Below are 21,053 nucleotides of genomic sequence, written 5' to 3'. Positions count from 1 at the left end.
GCGATTAACCCCCCACCGAGACGAGCACGTGCGCGCCCGGCTTCGTTACCTTTTCCCGGAGCTCCTCGATGAGCCCCGGCCCGTGATGCGCCTCGTAGCCCAGAATCGACATGCCGCGCTCCTGGAGGCCGGCTCGGGGAAAAAGGCTTCCCCTGGCGCGGCGGATTTTCTGCACGGATTCTTCGTGGCGCCGTTTCCAGACCTGCATGAGCTTCTTTTCCAAGACCTGCCCCTCGTGGATGACCTTGCCCGTCGCGGTCTCGACGGCCGCTTGGAGCGAGGGGTCGAACGAGGTCACCGCGGCTTCGAGCCTCCTCATGCTCTCGATCCACCCGGATCGCTCCCTCTCGAAGAGAGCGGGGAAATCGACCGGCAGGAAGCGGGAGAGCGCTTCGCGGATCACGACCTCCACGTCCCCCGCCAGAGAGCTCCATTCCACCCCAAAGCGCTCGAGCGTCTTCGCAACTCTTGGCTCGAGGATTGTGGCTCCGGCGCGCGGCACGATCGCCGGCGGGTTCATCCCGAACAGCGGATACAGGGCGTTCACCTGAGCCCAATACGCCACCTCCGCGGGGCCGCCGACGTAAGCCGCCGTCGGAAAAATATGATCCTGCATGAGCGGCCGTAGGAGCACTCCGGGGCTCACATCCTCCGGCCGCTTGCGCGCGTTCGCGAGGAGCTCCCGGGACGCCAGCGCGCGGCCGCTCTCCGCGAGCCTCAGGGTTCCGTCCCCCGAAAGTCGGAGCGCCTCGCGGATCTCCCCGTGCCAGAAAAGATTCAGCTCCTGGCCGGTGCGGGTGATCTGGGCGTGGTATCCGGCCGCTTCCAGCTCCGCCCCGGTGGAACGGGCCGCCTCCGACGAACGCCCGCCCAGCTCGATTTCCCGCTCGAAGACCGGCAGGGCGAGGCGTTTCGCATCGCGGTCGCCGGGATCGAAGACGAGCGCGCCCCAAGGCACAACCCACCCCCCCGCGAGCCGCGCAAACGCGTCGATCCATCCGGATCCGGGCGCGTAGGATCCGCGAAGCCGATCCACGACTTCCTTCCGGAATCCGGCCGGGGCGAGCGCCTCGTCCACCCCCCGCACGAGATCCGCGATGGGATCGGCGAGGGGGATGCGCGAGAGCGACACGCCGCGCGGAGCGGCCCCGAGAGGGTACTCGAATTCCCGCGGCTCCGCGGCGCCATCTCCCACGATGATCCGGCGCACCTCCTCGAAATCGTGGTCATCGGAGGCGATCCAGAAAATCGGCACGACGGGGCGGCCGGTGGCGGCCTCCAGATCCCGCGCGAACGCGATCGCGGTGATCGCCTTGTAAAGGGTGTAGAGCGGCCCGCCGAAGAGGCCGGGCTGCTGTCCCGCCACGACGACCAAGGTGTCCGGCCGCGCGAATCGATCCAGGCTCCGGCGCGAAGCTTCGAGGAATCCCCAGCGCTCGGCCTGGCGTTTCAGAATCGACGCCATATCCGCCCGGCGTGAGGGGGGATAATCACGCGCGGCTCCCGCTCCGACGCACGACGCCGGATTCCGGTAGTCGACGGGGTAAAAGCGGCGCACCCGTTCCGGCGCGTTCAGAAAATCCCGATAGAGCGCGGAGGGGTGGAGCAGCCTTTCGAGCTCAGATGACGTTGGTCTCCTCCACCACGGCTCCCGCCGCGAACCGATTCAAGCTCAGCGCGTCGAGTTTCACGCACCGCGCCGCCCCATCCACGATGAGCTCCGAGAGGGCCGCGCCGATCGCGGGGCTGTGCATGAACCCGTGGCCGCTGAAGCCGACCGCGAGATAGAGCCCTTTCACCTCGTCCACGGGGCCCACGATGGCGTGATGATCCGGTGTCGTATCGTACAGCCCGGCCCAGCCGTTCAGGATGTTGGCCTTCTCGAGAATCGGCGCGCGCATCAGGGCGGCCTCCACGAGCTTTTCCAGGTAGCCCTCATCGACATTCGTGCTGAACGTGGGAGGGTCGCTCTTGTCCACCATGCCTAGCATGATGCCGCCGGTCTCCTTCCGGAAATAGAGCCCGGTTCCCGAGTCGATGATGAAGGGAATATTGTCCGGGATCTCCGGGAAGGTCTCGGTCATGAAGAGATGCCTTCGATAGGGCAGGACCGGCACCTCGATCCCGAGCGGTTTCACGAGCGCCGGGATCGCGGGGCCCGCGGCGGCGACGACAACACCCGAGGAAAACTCGCCGATCGAAGTCTTCAGGCCCCGGACGGCGCCGCGCTCCGCGACGATCTCCAACACTTCTGCCTGCTCGTGGAAGACCGCTCCACGCTGTTTGGCCGCGTTCGCGAACGCGATCGTCACTTCATAGGGCCCGGCGAATCCGTCCTTGGTGGAGTAGGTCGCACCGTAGACGTCGTCCGTGCGCAGGAAGGGCCAGCCGGACGCCACCTCCTCGCGGGTCAGGAGCGAGACCTGGACCCCGAAGCGCCGCTGGAACGCGACACGCTCCTCGAACTGTCGGAGCTGCTCGGGGGAAACGGCGAGAAAGAGATAGCCGACCTGGTGAAACTCCGCATCCGCACCGAGAATCTCCCGGAAACGCTCGTAAAACGCGATCGAGTGGAGCGAGAGCCTGATATTGGTTTCGGTCGTAAACTGCGCGCGGATCCCTCCCGCGGAGCGACCCGTGTTTCCGCTGCCGAGAAGATTGCGCTCGAAGACGCGAGGTTTCAGCCCGCGAAGCGTCAGGTGGTAGGCGATGCTCGCGCCGATCACACCCCCGCCGATGATGAGCGCGTCGGCGCGCTCGGCCACGAAGCCTACGCCCCCTCGAGCGCCGGCTCCCCGACGAAGGGATTCGTCCGGATCTCGAGGCCGATCGTGGTCTCGGGGCCGTGCCCGGGGTAGACCCGGGTATCTCCGGGGAACGGGAAGAGCCGCTCTCGGATGGAACGGACGAGGGTCGGCCAGTCGCCCCCCGGAAGATCGGCCCGTCCGACCGAGCCTCGGAAGAGCACGTCGCCCACGATCAACCCTTCTGTCGTCTCGAAGGTCACGCTTCCGGGTGAATGCCCCGGCGTGTGGATCGCCCGGATCTCGATGCCCGGGATCCCGACCGCCTCGCCGTCTTCGATCGTGTGCGCGATGGGAACCGAGCCCGGCCAGGGGAACCCGATGGAGGCGGCCTGTTCCGACCCACGCTCGTACAGGAACCGATCTGCGGCATGGAGCCACACCGGCGCCCCGGTCGCGTCGTGGAAACGCTTCACCATGAGGATATGGTCGATGTGGGCGTGGGTGAGGAGGATCCGCCGCACGTCAAGCCCGCGCCGCGATATCTCGGCGAGCACGTGCTCGCTCTCGAGCGAGGGGTCGACGACCACCGCTTCGGTTCCCGACGCGGCGGTGAGCAGATAGAGGTTGTTGTCGAGCGGGCCGACCGAGAACCGCTCCAGCCGCACGGTCAGGCCTTACACGCGGTGATCGCCGTGATGCCGAACATGGGAAGTCCGACCATGTCCACGTCCTTGAATCCCGCCTGCGCGAGGAGCGAGCAGAGATCGGACCGAGTCAACGCCTCCGCGAAGCGCGGCCCGTAGCTCGCCAGCGCGTTGAGCCGGAACAAGGCGGCCTCCCGCGGCTCGGCCTTCGAATCCTCCAGGAGGAACTCGGTCACGAGGGCCATGCCGCCTTTGCGAAGGGACTTCGTCACCGCCTCGAGGATCTTCGGGAGGTCCGGCCGTCCCCGCTGGGAAAGGTAGTGCGAGAGAAGAACCAGGTCGTACTCGCCGCCCGGCTTTCCCTCGTCGGGGTAGCCTTCCTCGAAATGAACCCGGTCATCGAGCTTGGTCGAGCGAATGAACTCTTCCGCCAGCTCCCGGAAAATCGGCCGGTCGAAGAGGGTGGCCTGGAGTTGCGGGTAGCGGCGGGCCAGGCAAAGCGCCCCGGCGCCCGTGTGGCTGCCGACGTCGAGCATGCGGGAATACGTGCTGAATTCGATGTCGAGGATCTCGGCCAAGCGCGTCATCAAAGCGTAGGCGCCGTTGTGGAACGCGCGCGCGAGCGCCAGGTCCACCCCGTCCATTGCCGCCGGCGCGACCGGGGGCGCTCCCTGGCGCACCGTGTCCCCGAGCCCTTGCCAAATGCCGAACAAGGGATCGCGCATGAACCGGACGAGATCCACGTAGGATCCGGGAGATCCTTCCACGAGATAGGCGTTCGAGACTTCGTCGTTCCGGTAGCGGTCGCCGTTCCGATGAAGAAACCCCAGCGCACAGTTCGCGTCCAGGAGCGCTTCCATCGCCACCGGATTGGAGCCCGTCTCCTGGGCGATATCGGGGGCGGTCCTGGGGCCGCCGAAGAGAAGGGTGAAAACCTTGAGATCCACAGCGGTCAAGAGCGCCTGACTGGCCCAGAACCCCGTTGCCACATGCAAGATAGGAACAGGGCTACGACGCCCCGACACCGAAGGGAGAGGCCCCGCCGCACGACCCATCTGATTCATGATTTGATCCTCACCGATCTCATACTAGGGGACCCGGCCGGCTCATTCAAGGGCCCCCACGGGATTTTGGATGCCGCGACTCACAGAAGGTCGCGTTCCGATTCACCGGTCGCGATCCGGGCGCGCGTGAGCTCCCGGTCGATCTCCAAGACAGCATCTCGCAAGAAAGCCCCCTTGTCCTGGTACGGCACGAAAGCGGATTTGAACCCGTTCATGAGGACTTGCCGGACGTCCATCGGGCTCAGCGCGAACGTGCGCACGGCCCGATCCAGCTCGTCGGTCATCGTCGTCGAGGAGACGAGCCTGTTGTCGGTATTGAGCGTGACGCGGACGCCCAGCCTGAGGTAATCGCGAAAGGGGTGCTCCTCGAAGGAAGGAGTGGCCTTGGTCTGCACGTTGGAGGTGAGGCACATCTCGAGCGGGATGCGGTGGTCGTTCACATAGTCGAGGGTCATCCGGTCCTCGCGGAGCCGCGTCCCATGGCCGATCCGATGCGCCCCCAGGTGATGGAGCGCCTGGCGGATGCTCCCGGGCCCAAACGCCTCGCCCGCGTGGACGGTCACGTTGACGTTGTTGCGCAAGACCCGGTCGAAGGCCTCCCGATGCGCCTTCGCGGGGTAGTCCTTCTCCGCGCCGGCCAGGTCGAAGCCGACCACCCCGCGTCCGACGTAGGCCACGGCCAAATCGGCCAGCTCCAAGGAGAGCTTCGGGCTCAGGTGCCGGATGCCGCAGATGATCGTGCCGGTCCTGATCCCGTAGTTCCGTCCCGCCTCGGAGAGCCCCCGCAACACGGCGTCGACGGTGTCGTGGAGCTCGAGCCCGTGCCTCACGTGGAGCGCCGGGCAGTAACGGACCTCCATGTAGCGGATATTTTCGAGGTGCGCATCCTCGGCCAGCTCGAAGGCGACGCGCTCGAGCGCTTCTCGCTCTTGCAAGATCGAGAGCGTCAAGTCGAACGCCTTGAGGTAGGTCGGGAGGCTGACCCCCGCGGTCAGCCTGTGAAGGAAGCTCCGAAGCTCGGCCTCGCCCCGCACCTCGAGGCGGACGCCCTGGTCCTTCGCCAGCGCGAAGAGCGACTTGGGACGGATGGATCCGTCCAGGTGAACATGAAGGTCGGTCTTGGGCAGCGCGTGGAGGATCGGGCGGCGGCGCCGGGCGTCACCCCACGGCGACGTCCGCCGTCGCGGCGGCGATCGGCGCACCAAGCTCTCCCAGGGTGGCGTACGAGAGTCCCGAGAATGCGGGGACTGCTTGGGCAAGCCGGAGGAATACCCGCTCCGGATCGGGATCGCTCGCGGGCAAGACGCCGAGCGCCATGCCCAAATCTTGGAGAATACGCCAGTCTTCGCGGGTGTCTCCGCGGATCGTGAGGATCTTCCGAATGCGCTGGACGCGCCCCTTCGAGTTGGTGAAGGTCCCTTCCTTCTCGGCGAACGTGACTCCCGGCAGAACCCAGTGCGCCCGTTCGGAGACCGGCGAAGGAGTGAAATCGATCACCAGCAGCAGGTCCACCTTCTTGAGCGCGCGCTCCACGATCGCAGGATCGCCGAAGAGATCGAGCGGGCCTCCGCGGAGGAACACGAGCGCTTTGATCGTGCCCTCGGCGGCGGCGCGCATCATGTCGCGGACACCGAGGCCGCTCGCTCCCGGTGCCATGCCGCAGAGCGCGGCGCCCCGCGCGTTCGGATCCTTGTCCCCTTCGATCGTGAATTGCTTGTAGACGACCTCCTGCTGGGGTCTCGGGGGGAAGTCGAGATTCGAGACGCCGAGCCCGTCCTTGAAGACGGCCCGGGCGAGGTAGCACTCCTCGTTCGTCATCGTCCCGGATCCGACGACCCCGACCGCGCGCGCGCCGTGACGAACGATGATATCCCTCAAGGATTGGGCGATTTCCAGGATCGCTTGCTTCCACGCGACACTCCGGGAGTTACCGTTCGCCCCGCGCGCCGGGGCGAGAAGCCGCTTGGAATCGTGGACGAAATGGAAGCCACCGCGGCCACGGTCGCAGATCCACCACTGGTTCACGTCCATGTTCGTGCGTGCCGTGATGCGGAGGATCTCGTTCTTGCGCGGATGGTACCCCACGGTGATGTTGCATCCTTTGGAGCAGTGCGGGCAGACCGAGGGCGTGTTGGCGAGCTCCCAGGGGCGCGCTCGGAAACGGAAGTCCTTGCTGGTCAGGGCGCCGACGGGACAGATATCCGCGATGTTCCCCGCGAGCTCGTTCTCGATCTTTCTCCCGTCGACCGTTCCGATGTAGGTCTGTTCCCCGCGATTCAGGACCGCGATCTCGTCCAGCCCGGCGACCTCCTTGCAGAGGTTGACGCAGCGCATGCAGAGAATGCAGCGGTTCTTGTTCAGAACGAGCTTCCCGCCCACGTCCTCTTCGGGCCAGGTGATCTTCTCGAACTTGAACCGGCTCCGCGCCGGGCCCATGAGCATCGTGTAGTCCTGTAACGTGCACTCTCCGCCCTTGTCGCACATGGGGCAATCGAGCGGATGATGGATGAGCAGGAATTCCATGACGGCCCGGCGCGCGTCGGCCACTTTGGGAGAGCGGGTGATGATGTGCATTCCCTCCTCGGCCGGGGTCGCACACCCCGCGACAAGCTTCGGGCGTCCCTCGAGCTCGCAGAGGCAGATCCGACACACTCCGACCACGGGCAGCCCGGGGTGGTAGCAGAAATGCGGCACGAAGACCCCCGCCTTCTTCGCGGCCTCGATGAGATTCGTGCCCTTCTCGACCGAGACCTCCCGCCCGTCGACCTTGATGGTTACAGGAGCCATCCGACCCTCTAGTGGAGCGAGCCGCCGCTCAGGGGGCAGCGCTTCTCGCGGATGTGCTGGAGGAACTCCTCCCGGTACTTCTTCGCAAAGCCGCGGGCGGGCCACGCGGCCGCGTCACCCAGAGCGCAGATCGTGTTCCCTTCGATCTGATCGGTGACGGAGAGAAGCGTATCCAGGTCGCGTTCCTCCCCCTCGCCCGTTTCGATCTTCCAGAGCAGGCGCTGCATCCAACCACATCCCTCGCGGCACGGAGTGCATTGGCCGCACGACTCGTGCGCGAAAAATCTTGCCGTGATCCACGCCGCGCGGACCATGCACGTCGTGTCGTCCATGACGATCGGCGTGCCCGTCCCGAAAAGCGATCCGGCCCTCGTCAGGGAATCGAAATCCATCGAGAGGTCGATTTCATCGCCGCGGAGGACCGGGCAGGACGCGCCGCCGGGGATGACCCCCTTCACCGGCCGGCCCCCCGGGACGCCCCCACCGTACTCGTCGATCAGCTCGCGCAGGGAAACCCCCATCGGCAGCTCGTAGACACCGGGATTGTTGACATGGCCGCTCAGGCCGTAGAGCTTGGGGCCGCTGTTCCGCTCGGGGCCGATCGAGCCGAACCACTCCCAGCCGCGCTTCACGATGTGAGGCACGCACGCCAGGGTCTCCACGTTGTTCACGACGGTCGGGCAGCCGAAGAGCCCTACGACCGCCGGGAAGGGCGGCTTGAGACGCGGCCACCCGCGCTTTCCCTCGAGCGATTCGATGAGCCCGGTCTCTTCACCGCAGATGTAGGCGCCCGCGCCCACGTACATCGTGACCTCGCACGACCAGCCGGAGCCCAGGATATCCCTGCCGACGAGGCCCGCCCCGCGAGCCTCCTCGATGGCTTCCTCGAGCAGGCGCGCCTCGTGCGCGAACTCCCCCCGGATGTAGATGTAGGCGCGGTTCGCCCCGATCGCGTAGGAGCCGATCAGCGTTCCCTCCAGAAGCTGGTGCGGATCCTTCTGGCAGATGAGCCGGTCCTTGAACGCGCCCGGCTCGCTCTCGTCCGCGTTCACGCACATGTACTTCGGCCTGTCGATTGATTTCGGGACGAACCCCCACTTGGTACCCGTCGGGAATCCTGCGCCGCCCCGGCCGCGCAGCCCCGACCGCTTCACCATGTCGATGATTTCATCGGGCTGCTTCTGAAGCGCCATGTCGAGCGCCTCGTACCCGCCGTGTTTCTTGTACACCTCGAGCGTGTGAGAGTCCGGGTATCCCATGGTCTTGGTGAGGACGGGCTCGAACGTCGCGGTCAGCATGTCAGCGGTCCACCTCGCCCAGAACGATGTCGATGCTCCCGATGCACGCCACCGTGTCGGCCACCATGCGCCCGACACACATGTCCTCGAGCGCCTGCAGATTGATGAACGACGGGGGTCGTACCCGCGTCCTGTGGGGAATCGGTCCCCCATCGCTCACGACATAGAAGCCGAGCTCCCCTTTCGGGGATTCGATCGCGAAGTACGCGTCGCCGGGAGGAGCGCTATACCCCTCCGACATGATCTTGAAGTGATAGATCAGCTCCTCCATGTTGAGCTTCACGTCGGTCCGATCCGCCGGAAAGAGGTAGGGGTTATCACACCGCACCGGCCCGGGCCGGAGACGATCCAGACCTTGGCGCACGATCGAGAGCGACTGCTTCATCTCCTCGATCCGGCATAGAAAGCGATCGTACACGTCGCCGTTTCGCCCGAGCGGCACCTCGAAGTCGTAGGTCTCATAACCGCTGTAGGGTTGCGCCCTGCGGACGTCGTAGCGGACTCCGCTGCCGCGGAGGGTGGGCCCCGTGACCGCGAGATCGATCGCCTGCTCCGCGCTGATGACCCCCACGCCGATCGTCCGCTTCATCCAGATGCGATTTTTGGTGAGAAGATCTTGGTACTCGCCGAGGGCGATCGGAAACTCGTCCAGGAACTTGCTGACATGAGGCACGAACGTGTCCGGGACGTCCTGGAAAAATCCTCCCACGCGGAAGTAACTCGGCGTGAGCCGGGAGCCGGCGACCATGTCGTTCACGTCGAGGAGCTTCTCCCGTTCGCGGAAGCAATAGAGAAAAACGCTCATCGCGCCCAGATCGATCGCGTGGGTCCCCAGCCAGACCAGATGAGAGGAGATGCGGGTCAGCTCGAGCAGGATGACCCGCAGCACCTGCGCGCGCTCCGGAAGCTCGAGGTTCATGAGCTTTTCGACGGCGCCCACGTACGCCATGTTGTTCCCGAGGGGCGAGAGGTAGTCCATCCGATCGGTCACGGTGATCGACTTGTGGTAGTTCTTCGATTCCATGGTTTTCTCCATGCCGGTGTGGAGATAACCGATCACCGGTTTCAGGGAAACCACGGTCTCGCCGTCCAGCTCGATCACGAGGCGCAGCACCCCGTGGGTCGAGGGGTGCTGCGGCCCCATGTTGATCGTGATGGTCTTGAATTCGGGAGAAATCGCTGTGGCCATCGGGTCAGGCGGTGGCGCTGCTCGTTTCGGTCGCGATGCGCGGAGGCTCGCTCTCGGCCACGGGGGGAGCCTGCTTCAGGCGCTGTTTGTCAATCTTCTCCTGGAGCTTCATGATTCCGTAGATGAGCGCCTCCGGACGCGGCGGGCACCCGGGGACGTAGACGTCCACCGGCACGACCGTATCGACTCCCTGGACGATCGCGTAGTTGTTGAAAATTCCTCCGCACGAGGCACACGCCCCCATCGAGATGACCCACTTCGGCTCGGGCATCTGGTCGTAAATCCGCTTCAGGACCGGCGCCATTTTCTTGCTCACGCGTCCGGCGACGATCATGAGATCCGCCTGCCGGGGAGACGCGCGGAACACCTCGGCTCCAAACCGGGCAAGGTCGTAGCGCGACGCGCTCGTGGCCATCATCTCGATGGCGCAACACGCCAGCCCGAAGGTCGCCGGCCAAAGCGAGGACCGGCGCGCCCAGTTGATCATCTTCTCGACGGTTGTGGTGAGGATTCCGTCCGGAACCAGCTCTTCCAAGCCCATGCCATCACGCCTTTCATGGCCCGGCCGGGGAACCGGCCAAGCTCTTGTGCCATCTCAGGAAAGCCGACCAGCGTTAATTTAACAGCCACCCGTCACGCCGTCAATTAGAACCCCAGGGAATCGAGGAGCGCCTCGGTCGCGTAGAAAAAGATCACGCCCCCGAACACCCAGAGGGCCATACGGATCCCCTTGGTCTCGTTCACCGCCGGGATCAGATCCGAAGCCGCGACATAAAGCGCGGCCCCCGCCGAGAACGGGAGCGCGAAGCGTACGAGCCCGGACCAGAGCGAGATCGTCGCCACGCCGCAAAGGGTCGCCAGCCCGAGCCAGGTTGCGCTCAATCCGGCCTCGCGCGGCGAGCGCCCCGCGGCGGTCATGATCGACGCGACCGTGAAGCCCTCGGGGATCTTGTGCAAGAGGATGGCGATCGCGACGAGGATTCCCAGCCCCGGCTGCACGAGGAACCCCGAGCCGATCGAGACCCCATCGAAAAAGGCGTGGAGAAGAAGACCCAGGAGCGCCGTGGTCCCCACGACCGGCTCGACCCAGTGCTCGTGGTGGGTCTCCTCACCGAAATGGAAGTGGCCCACGAGCACGTGCTCGGCGGCGTGTACGCAAAGGTATCCCAGGAGCAGAAGGGTCCCGACGGTGATTCCCGGGTGCCCCTGCCCGGCGGCGAGTCGATAGCTCTCCGGGGTCATCCGCAGCAGGACCGCGGCCAGCATGAAGCCTGCGCCCGCGGCCACGAAATAGCTCTGCCGGACACGGTCCCAGCTCCGCTGACTCAGCGCGAGCAACCCGCCGGCGACATTCGCGAGGCCGGCGACCAAGCCGAAGCCAAGAGCGAGGATCCAGCCCTCGAGCACTCGCGCCCCCTCGCGCCTTGAGCCGGCTAGCGCCCGCGCACGATGCCGGGAGTGTGGGTCGTGCCGACAGGCACTAAGAGCTGCTCCTTGGAGTAGATGAAGGAATCCCGCGAGTAGTCGGAGAGTTCGAAATTATGTCCGAGGAAGATCGCGTCTTCCGGACACGCCTCCTCGCAGTATCCGCAAAAGATGCATCGCAGCATGTCGATTTCGTATCGCTTGGCATAACGCTCCCCCGCCGAATAGCGCTCCGTTTCCGAGTTTTCCGCTGCCTCCATGTAGATCGCGTCGGCCGGGCACACCGCGGCGCAAAGCCCGCAGCAGACGCAGCGCTCGAGCCCGTTTTCGTAGCGGTGAAGCTCGTGCAAGCCGCGAAATCTGGGAAACATCTCCATCCTCACCTCGGGATAGCGGAGCGTCACCGGCTTCTTGAAAAAATGCGACAGCGTGATCGAAAGGCCCTTCATCAGCTCGGAGATCATGCGTCGCTCCCAGGGGGTCGATGGAGATCGGCACGCCGAAGAAGGCACGGACGCGCCGCCTCGGCTGCCACAAGGTATTGAAAGTCGGCTGGTTAGACTACGACCCGATTATAGGCGGGGCACGGCCGGAGGGTCAAGGGGTGGAGCCATACTCCTCGGGGCGGATATCGAGTTTCTTCATCTTGTATAAGAGCGTGGTCCGCTTCATCCCGCCCAGGCTGCGGGCGGCTTCGGACTGGTTGCCGCGGTGCGCTCGAAGCGCCGTCACGATCCGCTCCCGCTCACTCCGATTCTCGCCGCGCGAGGGCTCCGGCGATCCGGTCGGGACGCGCGCCGGGCGCCGCGCGGGCCGGAGCGGGATCAGCTCGGCTCCGATCAGGTCCCCGTCTCTCGCGAGCGCGACCGCGCGGTCGATGGTGCCCCTCAACTCCTCCACGTTGCCGGGCCACGTATGGCTCCGGAACTGGGCCCAGACGTCCGCGGTGAAGGCCACGCGCTTCTTCGCCTGTGCGCAGGCCCGTTCCAGCAAGTACCGTCCGATCAGTTCCACATCCTCGATCCGATCGCGGAGCGGCGGAACCTCGAGGCGGATCCCGTTCAGACGGTAGTAGAGGTCGTCCCGGAAGAGACCCCGGCGCACCAGACCACCGAGGTCCTTCGTGGAAGCCGCGATCACGCGGACGTCCACGTGGCGTACGCCCGCCGCACCCACGCGGCGCAGCTCGCCCATCTCGATCACCCGAAGAAGCTTCGCCTGGGCGCCGACGAGAAGCTCGCTCACCTCGTCCAGGTACATCAGCCCGCCGTCCGCCCCTTCGAAGAGGCCCACCCTCGGCGCGCCGGCTCCGGGCCCGCCGCCACGATCGTGTCCGAAGAGGTCGGCATCCAGGTGGCCGTCGGGAAGCGTCGAGCACCGGCCCACGACGAAAGGCCGGTCCCTGCGGTCTCCCAGCTCATGCGCGGCGCGGGCCAGAAGCTCCCGCCCGCTTCCCTTCTCGCCGAGGATGAGGATGGGCAGCCGGCTGCTGGCGGCGCGCTCGAGGATCCGGATCAGCTCGGTGATCCTTGGATCCTGCGTGACGATGCCGAAACGGAAGCACTCGGGCTCCGCTCCCGCGGGCATTGCGTCGGTGGGAACGCCTCGGAACGCGGGCCTGGGCGGCGCGGGTTCGAGATCCACGCCCAGCACCTTCTCGATGCGCTCGACCCAGCGCTCGAGGTTCATCGTCATCGCGAGGCTGCGTGCCTCCCAGAGATGGTCGCGCGCGACGCCGCGTTCCTCGGGATCCCTTCCCGCGAGCTGCGCTTCACCGCTCCAGACAAGGATGCGGGTCAGCTCGTACATCGCCTCGATCTTGCGCAGGAGTTGGATGCCCTCCCGGGCCGCCCGGAGCGCGCGCTCCCGATGCCCGAGAATCTGATGGGCCATGGCCATGACGCGGCAGGTGGCGGCCTCCTCGAAGCGGTCGTTGATCCGCCGCGCGATGCGGAGGCCCCGCTCGCATGTAATGAGGGCGCGATTCGGCTCGCCGATGCGAACGTGGACCTCGGCAATCCGGCGACAGAGCTCCGGAATCAAGTCCCCTTCGGGCGCGAGCCTTTCCGCGAGCAGAAGGGCCTGGTCGTAGCGTTCGATCGCAGCCTGGTTGTCGAATTGATCGAGCGCGATGTCCCCGAGGTATTCGAGGGCGATGACATGCTCGCGCTCAAAGCCGTGCTCCTCCGCTTCCGAGAGCGCGCCGCGGATATGGGATTCCGCGTCGCGCAGGTCCCCTCGGATGCGGAGATGCTGCCCGAGACAAAGCCGCGTCTGAACCTTGCCCCGGGAGTGCCCGCGCTCGCCAAACAGGGAGCGCGCGCGGGAGAGCTCCTGGTCCGCTTGCTCGAATCGGCCAAGCTTCGCCAGGGCGATGCTCAAGTTGAGCGAGAAGTTCGCCTCTTCATGGTAGAGCCCGGCACCGCGTGCCTGGAGCTGGCCGCGGGCGAACTCGCCCACGGCGCGCTGGATCTCGCCGGCGCCGAGGAAGCAGAGGCCGAGCAGATTCCTGCTTCGAAGCATCGCCTCGAGGTCTTCGAAATCCCAGCGGCTGATATGGTAGGCGGCGCGGAAGTGCTCCTCGGCCCTGGATGGACGGCCGATCCGCCACACCGCGCGTCCCGCGGCGATGTGGTATTCGAGGATGGGCCTCTTGTCCTCCGGACGCAGCGCGTACAACTCTTCGAGTTTTTTCTCGGCGAGGTCGGCAACCTCGCGCCACCTTCCGAGACCGAGCAGGGCGCGGCAGCGCGCGAGGTGGATCGGGTGCTCGATCTCGGAAGGCAGCGGGCCGCGGCCCTGGAACTCCGCGATCAGGTCGAGCGCCGCGCCGAAGCGGGCGTGTCCGATCAGCTCGTCCAGGCGCCGCTGGAGCGTCGCCGCATCGAATCCGTGTGCGTGGTCGTGAATCATGAGCTTATGGGAGCGGGCTTTGCGCCCGCCCCCCGGTCGGTCGCTCCTTCTCGCCGCCTAGCGCAGGCCGAGGCGGACCAAGATGCTGAAATAGAGACTCCAGCGGTTGGACGAATCGAACCCTCCGTAGCGCAATACGAGCGCACCCTTCGTCGCATGGGTATCTTCCACGCCGAGCTTCGCGACGCGCGCGAGCGGTTTCGGGGTCGGGCTGGGCAGATCGTCCCCGGTTGGATCGCCGGTGTAGGGCTCGCCGTCCGGCCCGCCCGTGCCGGCCGGTCTGGCTAGAGCCTGGGTCGGCCCGAAGGAGGTCCCGAACGCCAGAACCGCCAGCAGGCCCAGGAGAAATCCGAAACGAATCAGCCGGTTGCGAAGCGTCATCATCGGCGCCACCCCCGCGATTCCGGCCCGTGCGTTTCCGTGCTGGGGAGGGGATTCCCCGGAACCATGTGATCGACCCATAATGAACGCTCCCGAGCGATAGACGATTCCACGTCGCGCTCTTTTCGGACGGAATGAATGAAAGGGGACTTTGGCGGGGGGAATTCCAGGGACGGAGTGTCGGCAGGCACCGCCGTCCGATCATCGTTTGGACCGATTGGAGCCATGCGCACCCTTCCTTTGGGCAGGCGAACCGGCTACCTGTTGGAAGCTAGCACAACGAAGAGCCAAAATCAACCGCAAAAAGGCCTTAGAGGGCCCATTCGGAAGCCGAGGGCATGCCCCCCGGCCTGGGAGCGGCCAATGCATGCTATAATTAGGTGGATTATAGCTGAACGATTCCCGATCATCATCGCGCGGCACCCGAGACCGTAGGGAATGAACGAATCCCAGCGCATCCGTACGGCAATTTTTTCCTCGCTCCGCCTTCATGAAGAATCCCCCCTCGAAGGGAAGCGCCCGATCGACCTCGCCCTCGGGGACCTGGACGCGGGTCGCCGGGATGAGATCACCTACGAGATTGCAGAGCGGCTGATCGAGGCCGGTCTTCTCGAGAGCGTCGACCGCTTTCAGCGCGACGGGAAAGCCTACGTCCGGTACCGCACGCCGGGCTCCGGCGAATCCTTCCTTCTTGCGGCGGCGGAACGACGCGCCCCGGGGGACGAGAAACTCGTCCGCGCTTCGAAACCCCACTGGCAAACCCGGAGCCGCCTTCTGTACCGGGTGATCTCGCACCTGATTGCGGTGGAGCGGAAGCTCTTCACCCGCGACGAGCGCAATGCCGAATACCTCCAGACCGACCCCGCGGATATCCTTCGCACGATCCAGCTTTCGGCCACGAAGATCCTCGAATGCGACGAGACGCGCCTCTATTCGCTGGCGCGCGGCTTCGACACGCGGTACGCCCAGCCGGTGAGCGAGGGGGGGCCGTGGAACCGAACGATCGCGGAGAATTGGGTCGGCCGACGCGCCCTTCCCGTTTACGTCGAAGATCTGGCAAAGCCGGGATACGTGCGCGTCATGATCGATGCGGAAGCGATGGACGCGACCATGCACGTCGCGATCGCGCCGTACGAGCAGCCGAGCCCGCCGGATGGTTTTCGCTCGCTCGCGATGGCGCGGGTCGGCGAGCCGGGGACGCCCTTTCTCTATGTTTTGGAGGCATGGAGCCGAACGCCCGAATTCTTCTCCGAGGAAAGAATGGGGCTCCTGAGCGTGGTCGCCGAGCATGCGACCGACCTTCTTGTCACGCTCAAGAAGCTCGGGATGCTCGTGATGATCGACGAGCTGACCGGCGTCTACAATCGGCCCTATTTCGGCCGCCAGCTCGACCGCGAGATCGCCCGCGCCTATCGCGAAGGCCGGCCGATGTCGCTCGTGATCGGGGATCTCGACAATTTCAAGCAGCTGAACGACCTCTACGGCTATGAGGCGGGAAACGCCGTCCTCCGCGACGTATCGCAAATGCTCGCGTCGAGCGTGAGACCCTTCGACACGGTCGCGCGATGGGGGGGCGAGGAATTCGCGCTCATCCTGAGCGCCGAGACGACACCCACGGAGGCACGCGACATCTGCGAGCGGCTGAGGCTCAAGATTCAAAACCTCGCGATCGTGGTCCCCACGATGGAGGGGCGTGAGAACGCGGTGCGGGTCACGATGAGCCTCGGAGGGGCCATGTTCCCGGCCGACGTCTCGCTCGGCGCCGACCGCACGCGCGGGCTGGATGCCGGCGGACGCGAGAAAATTTCACACGAGCTCTGGAACCGGGCGAACGTCAATCTCCGCCAGGCGAAATCCCTGGGGAAAAACCAGGTGGTGTTCGGCGAGGGTGCCGTAGGCGAGGGGCGGCGCGCGAGCCCTACGGGGTGACGAGCGCCCGCGCGAACTCGGCCGCGTCGAAGGGCACGAGATCCCCCATGCCCTCCCCCACGCCCACCCAGCGGATCGGAAGCTTGAGCGTATCGGCGATGGCAAGCACCACGCCCCCCTTCGCGCTCCCGTCGAGCTTCGCGAGCACGAGCCCCGTGACGCCGAGCGCGTGATGGAACTCGCGCGCCTGGCTCACCCCGTTCTGCCCCGTGGTCGCGTCGAGCACGAGCAGCACTTCGTGCGGCGCGCCGGGAATCTGCTGCTCGATCACGCGCCGGATCTTCTTCACTTCTTCCATGAGATTGACCTTCACGTGAAGCCTTCCCGCGGTGTCGACCAGAACGCGCGCGATGCCGCGGGTCCTCGCGCGGGCCATTCCGTCGAAGGCGACCGCGGCGGGGTCGGCCCCCGGTCTTTGCTTCACGATTTCCACACGAGCCCGCGCGGCCCAGACCTCGAGCTGATCCGCCGCCGCGGCCCGAAAGGTGTCACACGCGACGAGAAGAACCGAATCTCCGGCTTCCTTGAAGCGGCTCGCGAGCTTGGCGATGCTCGTCGTCTTCCCGGATCCGTTGACGCCGACGACGAGGATCACGTAGGGGGTCGCGTCCAGGGAGCGAGGAGCTGGTCGTTGCTTTGAGCCCGAACCCAATTCATCGCTCCCCCCCGCGAGAATCCCTTCGATCTCCGCGCCCAGCGCCTCCTGCGCGTCTCCCGCGAACGACGCGTCGCGGAGCCGCCGCTTGACCCCGTCGAGGATCTTGTCCGTCGTGGAAGGCCCGACGTCGGCGCGAAGAAGCGCCGTCTCGAGCGCCTCGTAGTCCTCCGCGCTCAGGTCGCGGCCGCGCTGGAACACGGCGGCCGCCTGCCCGAAGAGCACGTCGCGGGTCTTCTTGAGGCCCTGGGTGATCTTCCCGAGGAACGGCACGACCGAGGATCTACGTTTCCGCCCGCGCCAACTCCCGCTCCTCTTCGGGCTCGGATTCGCGAGCCGCTTCGGTATTCCAGCGGACGGAGACCAGCTTCGAGACACCCGGCTCCTCCATCGTGACCCCGTAGAGGCAGTCCGCGACCTCCATCGTCTTCTTGTTGTGCGTCACGACGATGAACTGGGTGTTCTGGCTGAACTCCCGAAGCAGGAGAACGAAGCGGTCGATGTTGGCGTCGTCGAGCGGCGCGTCCACCTCGTCGAGGATGCAGAAGGGGCTGGGCTTGACCAGATAGATCGCGAAGAGGAGGGCGATCGCGGTCAGAGCCTTCTCGCCGCCGGAAAGGAGCGAGAGCGACTGCGGCTTCTTCCCGCGCGGGCGCGCGAGGATCTCGATTTCCGCCTCGAGCGGATCGTCCCCGCTCAGGGTGAGCGCCGCCTCGCCCCCTTCGAAGAGCGTGCGGAACACCTTTTGGAAGTTCTCGTTCACCTCGCCGAAGGTTTTTTGAAACAGCTCCGAGGCGGTCCGGTTGATCTTCTGGATCGCCTCGAGGAGCGACTGCCGCGCCTCGTCGAGGTCCTTGCGCTGGCCGGTGAGGAAGGAGAGGCGCTGCCGGCGCTCCTCGTAGTCCTGCATCGCGAGAAGATTGACGGGGCCCAGGGAACGGAGCTTCTCTTGTAAGAGACGCAGGCGCTCGCGACGTTCCTGGCGTGAAGCGGGCGGGGACCCGGCGCCCGGGCCCGGCCCTTCGACCGCGCGGGTCACAATCGCTTCATCCGACACCTGCCCTTCTTCCCCTTCGAAGTCCACATCTTCCAGCTCCGCGAGGGGGCCGGGGCCCGCGGCGACCCCCGCCGGCGGCTCGGTCCAGGTCGCGAGGTCCAGCTCGTACTCGTTTCGGACGCGCTCGACCAGGACGCGCATTTCCGATTCGGACTCGGCGTGCTCGAGCTCCGCCCGGTGGAGCCGTTCGGTCAGCTCGTTCAGCTCCCGGCGGCTGTCGCGGGCCTTGATCTCGAGATCGTCGGCCGCGCCCTTCACTCCCCCGAACCGCTCCCGAGAAGCCTGGACCGCCCGGTCCTTCTCCGCCTTGAGCGCGATCTCCCCCTCCAGATCCCGCTCCTTGCGCTCGCCCTCCTCTTGGGCCTCACGAATTCGCCGTTCCGTCTCGGCCCCTTCTTCGCTTCGCGCGCGGATCTCGCGCTCCGCTTCCTCGGCGCTGAGCCGAATCCGCTCGATCTCGCCGAGGCTTGCCTCGAAGGCGGCCTCCGCGCGGGTCGTCTCGATTCGCAGGTCCGCGTGCCGCGCGCCGAGACGCGCGCGCTCCTCCTCCAGCTCGCGCATCCCCGCCTCCTCGCGCGCCACGTCCGCCTCGAGACGGCCTTGCTCCTCGTCCGAGGACTTGAGCGCGAGCCCGGCGATCTCGGCCTCGGCGAGGGCGGCTTTGAGCTCCGACTCGACGGCACCGAGCGCCGCGTGGAGCGCAGCCTGGGAGCGCACGGCGGCTTCCTTCCTGATCTCATGCTCGGCGCGCCTCGCCTCCTCGGCGCGCTGGGCTTCCTCGGCTTCCCGAAGCTCGCGATTCGCGTCCTCGAGCGCGGCCTGCGCCTCGACCCGCCCCCCTCGCAGCGTTTCCGTGAGCGTGAGCGCCGTCTTGAGCTCGGCGGAGGAGCGCGTGATCTCCTTTTCGAGCCGCTCCAGCTCCTCCTCGCGGCGCAGGACCGAGCCCGCGCGCGTGGGTCCCCCTCCGCCCTGGTAAATTCCCGGGGACCGAACGTGCTCCCCGTGCCGCGTCACGAAGTGCAGCCTGAGCTCGCGATGCTGTTCCAAGAGCTTCAACCCGACCTCGATCGAATCCACGACCACCACACCCGAAAGCAGGAAGGACGCCAGCGCCACGAATCCCGGCTCGAAGCGGACATGTTCGAGCAGCAGTCCGTGGACGCCCGGCGCCGCGAGCACCTTCTCCGGTATCTCGGCGGCGCGGGCCCAGGAAAGCCGGTCCAGCGCGATAAAGGTCGCGCGGCCTCCGCCGCCCGATTCCAGCGCCTTGAGCGCCTTGAGCGCCGCCTCCGTGCGCTCCGCGACGATGAACTGGACCGCCTCGCCGAGCGAGGCTTCGAGCGCGGCCAGCCAGTCGCCGGAGGCGTGCAACACGTCGCCGACCGTCCCGAGGATCCGCGCGGGGCGGGTCGGACCGGCCACCAAGGAGCGGACGCTCTCGTCGTAGCCCTCGTAGCGGTCTTTGAGCTCGCGAAGGGTGGCGCGGCGTGATTCGAGCGCCGCAAATTCCTCGCGCGCCCGTTTCTCCGACTCGTCCTGGACGCGGATTTGCTCCTCGATCCCGGCGATCGCGCGGGTTTCGCTTTCGACGCGCGAGCGCGCCCGCTCCACCTCCACGGCGGAGGAGTCCGCCGCGCGGCCGATACCCTCCAGCGTTTCGGCAAGCGACCGCTCCTCGAGTTCGAGCGCCTTCAATTCCTCGAGAAGCTGCCCCTTCTTTCGGGTGAGCTCATTCTCCTTCTCCGCCCAGCTCTGCGCGGCGCTTTGCTGCTTCACGCGGGTCTGGAACAGATCCAGCGAGAGCTGCTTTCGCTCCCGCAGGGCCTCGCGCCGGGCTTCGAGCTGCGGGAGCATCGCCTCGATCGCCGCATCCAATTCCAGTAGCTCGCGCGCCTTCTCCGCCTGGGCCGCTCCCAGCCGCGTTCGTTCCTCCTCGAGCTTCTCCTTCGCGCGTCTCAGCTCCTCCAAGCTGGCCTTGAGCCGCACCCCTTCCGAGCGCGCGTGCTCGAGCTTCTCGAGCAGCCCCGCGCGCCGCTCCCGGAGCACGGCGACTTCGTTCAGGAGCGCCGCGCCGCGCGCTTCGCGCTCGTCGAGCTCTTCCTGCGCGAGACGCACCTCCGCCTCTCGCTTCAGGAGCTCGAGCTTGAGCTGCTCCAGCTCCGCCTCGTGCCGGGCGAGCACGCCCGCGAGCGAGCCCCGGCGGTCTTCGGCCCTGGCCTGCTGCTCGTGCAACGCGCCTCCGGCGCCGGCGAGGCGTTCGTAGTCCTCCTTCGCCAGACCCAGGTCGAACGTCTTGATCTCCTCGCGCAGACGATTGAACCGCCGGGCCTTCCCCACCTGCCGGGCGAGCGATCGAATCTCGCGCTCGATCTCGGCGACGACGTCGTTCACGCGCGTCAGATCGGCGAGGGTCAGATCGAGCTTTTGGAGCGCCTCCTTCTTTCGGGTCTTGTAGCGCATGATTCCCGCCGCCTCCTCGAACAGGAAGCGCCGGTGGCCGCTCTCGTCGGAGAGGACGTTGTCGACCATGCCTCGTTCGATGAGGGAGTAGGCGTGGGAGCCCATCCCGGTGTCCAGAAAGAGGTCGCGCAGGTCGCGCAGGCGGCAGGGTTTTCTGTTGATGAAATACTCGCTCTGTCCGTTGCGGAACGTACGGCGCGAGATCGCGATTTCCGTGTACTCGACGGGCAGGACCCCCCGGTTGTTGAACATCGTGAGCGACACCTCGGCCATGCCGAGAGGCTTTCGCTGGGCCGAGCCGGTGAAGATCACGTCCTCCAGCGTGTCGCCGCGGAGGTGCCTCATGTTCTGTTCGCCCAGCACCCAGCGGATGGCTTCGACGATGTTGGTCTTGCCGCTCCCGTTCGGCCCCACGACCGACGTGATCCCCGGACCGAAGTCGACGCGGATGCGCTGCGGGAAGGACTTGAAGCCCTGGATGTCGAGACGCTTCAGGAACACGGG

Annotated in this window: 16 protein-coding genes; 1 reads left to right on the top strand and 15 read right to left on the bottom strand. The window is 66.3% G+C overall.

The genetic code is table 11. From position 1 onward, the window contains the following. Positions 1-4: 4 nt before the first annotated feature. From bshC to E6K76_04065, 13 genes are all read right to left on the bottom strand, one after another. Positions 5-1,666 (bottom strand): bacillithiol biosynthesis cysteine-adding enzyme BshC, encoded by a 1,662-nt coding sequence (gene bshC / locus E6K76_04125; protein ID TMQ59685.1) that lies wholly within the window; start codon positions 1,664-1,666, stop codon positions 5-7. Then, positions 1,620-3,185 (bottom strand): FAD-dependent oxidoreductase, encoded by a 1,566-nt coding sequence (locus tag E6K76_04120; GenBank protein TMQ59684.1) that lies wholly within the window; start codon positions 3,183-3,185, stop codon positions 1,620-1,622. Before E6K76_04120 ends, bshC begins: the two co-directional genes overlap by 47 nt. Beyond that, the gene (locus E6K76_04115; GenBank protein ID TMQ59740.1) at positions 2,771-3,418 is read right to left on the bottom strand and encodes an MBL fold metallo-hydrolase; all 648 of its coding nucleotides are present in this window, start codon (positions 3,416-3,418) and stop codon (positions 2,771-2,773) included. The genes E6K76_04120 and E6K76_04115 overlap by 415 nt, the downstream gene beginning before the upstream one ends. Further along, a complete protein-coding gene (locus E6K76_04110) occupies positions 3,415-4,455 on the bottom strand; it encodes a methyltransferase domain-containing protein (protein ID TMQ59683.1) in 1,041 nt (346 codons plus the stop codon). The genes E6K76_04115 and E6K76_04110 overlap by 4 nt, the downstream gene beginning before the upstream one ends. A gap of 80 nt (positions 4,456-4,535) precedes the next feature. After that, the gene (gene add, locus E6K76_04105; GenBank protein ID TMQ59682.1) at positions 4,536-5,780 is read right to left on the bottom strand and encodes an adenosine deaminase; all 1,245 of its coding nucleotides are present in this window, start codon (positions 5,778-5,780) and stop codon (positions 4,536-4,538) included. Then, entirely contained in the window at positions 5,614-7,242 is a 1,629-nt protein-coding gene (locus E6K76_04100; GenBank protein TMQ59681.1) for a hypothetical protein, read from the bottom strand. Before E6K76_04100 ends, add begins: the two co-directional genes overlap by 167 nt. An 8-nt stretch (positions 7,243-7,250) precedes the next feature. Further along, positions 7,251-8,540 carry an NADH-quinone oxidoreductase subunit NuoF gene (gene nuoF / locus E6K76_04095; protein ID TMQ59680.1) on the bottom strand — a complete coding sequence of 430 codons (1,290 nt, stop codon included), beginning with the start codon at positions 8,538-8,540 and terminating at the stop codon, positions 7,251-7,253. A 1-nt stretch (position 8,541) separates the two neighbouring features. Beyond that, the gene (gene nuoD, locus E6K76_04090) at positions 8,542-9,729 is read right to left on the bottom strand and encodes an NADH dehydrogenase (quinone) subunit D (GenBank protein TMQ59679.1); all 1,188 of its coding nucleotides are present in this window, start codon (positions 9,727-9,729) and stop codon (positions 8,542-8,544) included. Positions 9,730-9,733: 4 nt separating this feature from the next. Next, the gene (locus E6K76_04085; protein TMQ59678.1) at positions 9,734-10,270 is read right to left on the bottom strand and encodes an NADH-quinone oxidoreductase subunit B; all 537 of its coding nucleotides are present in this window, start codon (positions 10,268-10,270) and stop codon (positions 9,734-9,736) included. Between the two features lie 104 nt (positions 10,271-10,374). Beyond that, positions 10,375-11,136, bottom strand: coding sequence for a ZIP family magnesium transporter (locus tag E6K76_04080; protein ID TMQ59677.1), 762 nt, complete (start codon positions 11,134-11,136; stop codon positions 10,375-10,377). A gap of 26 nt (positions 11,137-11,162) precedes the next feature. Continuing rightward, the gene (gene nuoI / locus E6K76_04075; protein ID TMQ59676.1) at positions 11,163-11,618 is read right to left on the bottom strand and encodes an NADH-quinone oxidoreductase subunit NuoI; all 456 of its coding nucleotides are present in this window, start codon (positions 11,616-11,618) and stop codon (positions 11,163-11,165) included. Between the two features lie 133 nt (positions 11,619-11,751). Continuing rightward, positions 11,752-14,067, bottom strand: a complete 2,316-nt coding sequence (locus E6K76_04070; GenBank protein TMQ59675.1) for a hypothetical protein — start codon at positions 14,065-14,067, stop codon at positions 11,752-11,754. 57 nt (positions 14,068-14,124) lie between these two features. After that, positions 14,125-14,451 carry a hypothetical protein gene (locus E6K76_04065; protein ID TMQ59674.1) on the bottom strand — a complete coding sequence of 109 codons (327 nt, stop codon included), beginning with the start codon at positions 14,449-14,451 and terminating at the stop codon, positions 14,125-14,127. Positions 14,452-14,886: 435 nt separating this feature from the next. On the opposite strand from E6K76_04065, the gene E6K76_04060 reads away from it, so the two are divergent. Next, positions 14,887-16,377 carry a GGDEF domain-containing protein gene (locus tag E6K76_04060; GenBank protein TMQ59673.1) on the top strand — a complete coding sequence of 497 codons (1,491 nt, stop codon included), beginning with the start codon at positions 14,887-14,889 and terminating at the stop codon, positions 16,375-16,377. Here E6K76_04060 and ftsY read toward each other — a convergent pair. Beyond that, positions 16,367-17,305, bottom strand: a complete 939-nt coding sequence (ftsY, locus tag E6K76_04055) for a signal recognition particle-docking protein FtsY (protein TMQ59672.1) — start codon at positions 17,303-17,305, stop codon at positions 16,367-16,369. The two genes, E6K76_04060 and ftsY, sit on opposite strands and share 11 nt — an antisense overlap. 10 nt (positions 17,306-17,315) lie before the next feature. Beyond that, complete coding sequence (gene smc, locus E6K76_04050; protein ID TMQ59671.1) at positions 17,316-21,050, bottom strand: chromosome segregation protein SMC; 3,735 nt, start codon at positions 21,048-21,050, stop codon at positions 17,316-17,318. Between the last annotated feature and the right edge of the window lie 3 nt (positions 21,051-21,053).

It is taken from the genome of Candidatus Eisenbacteria bacterium (assembly GCA_005893275.1).
In the GTDB taxonomy this organism is placed as follows: domain Bacteria; phylum Eisenbacteria; class RBG-16-71-46; order SZUA-252; family SZUA-252; genus WS-7.
The sequence above is the reverse complement of the archived record's forward strand: the minus strand, read 5'-3'. Positions and strand labels throughout refer to the sequence as shown.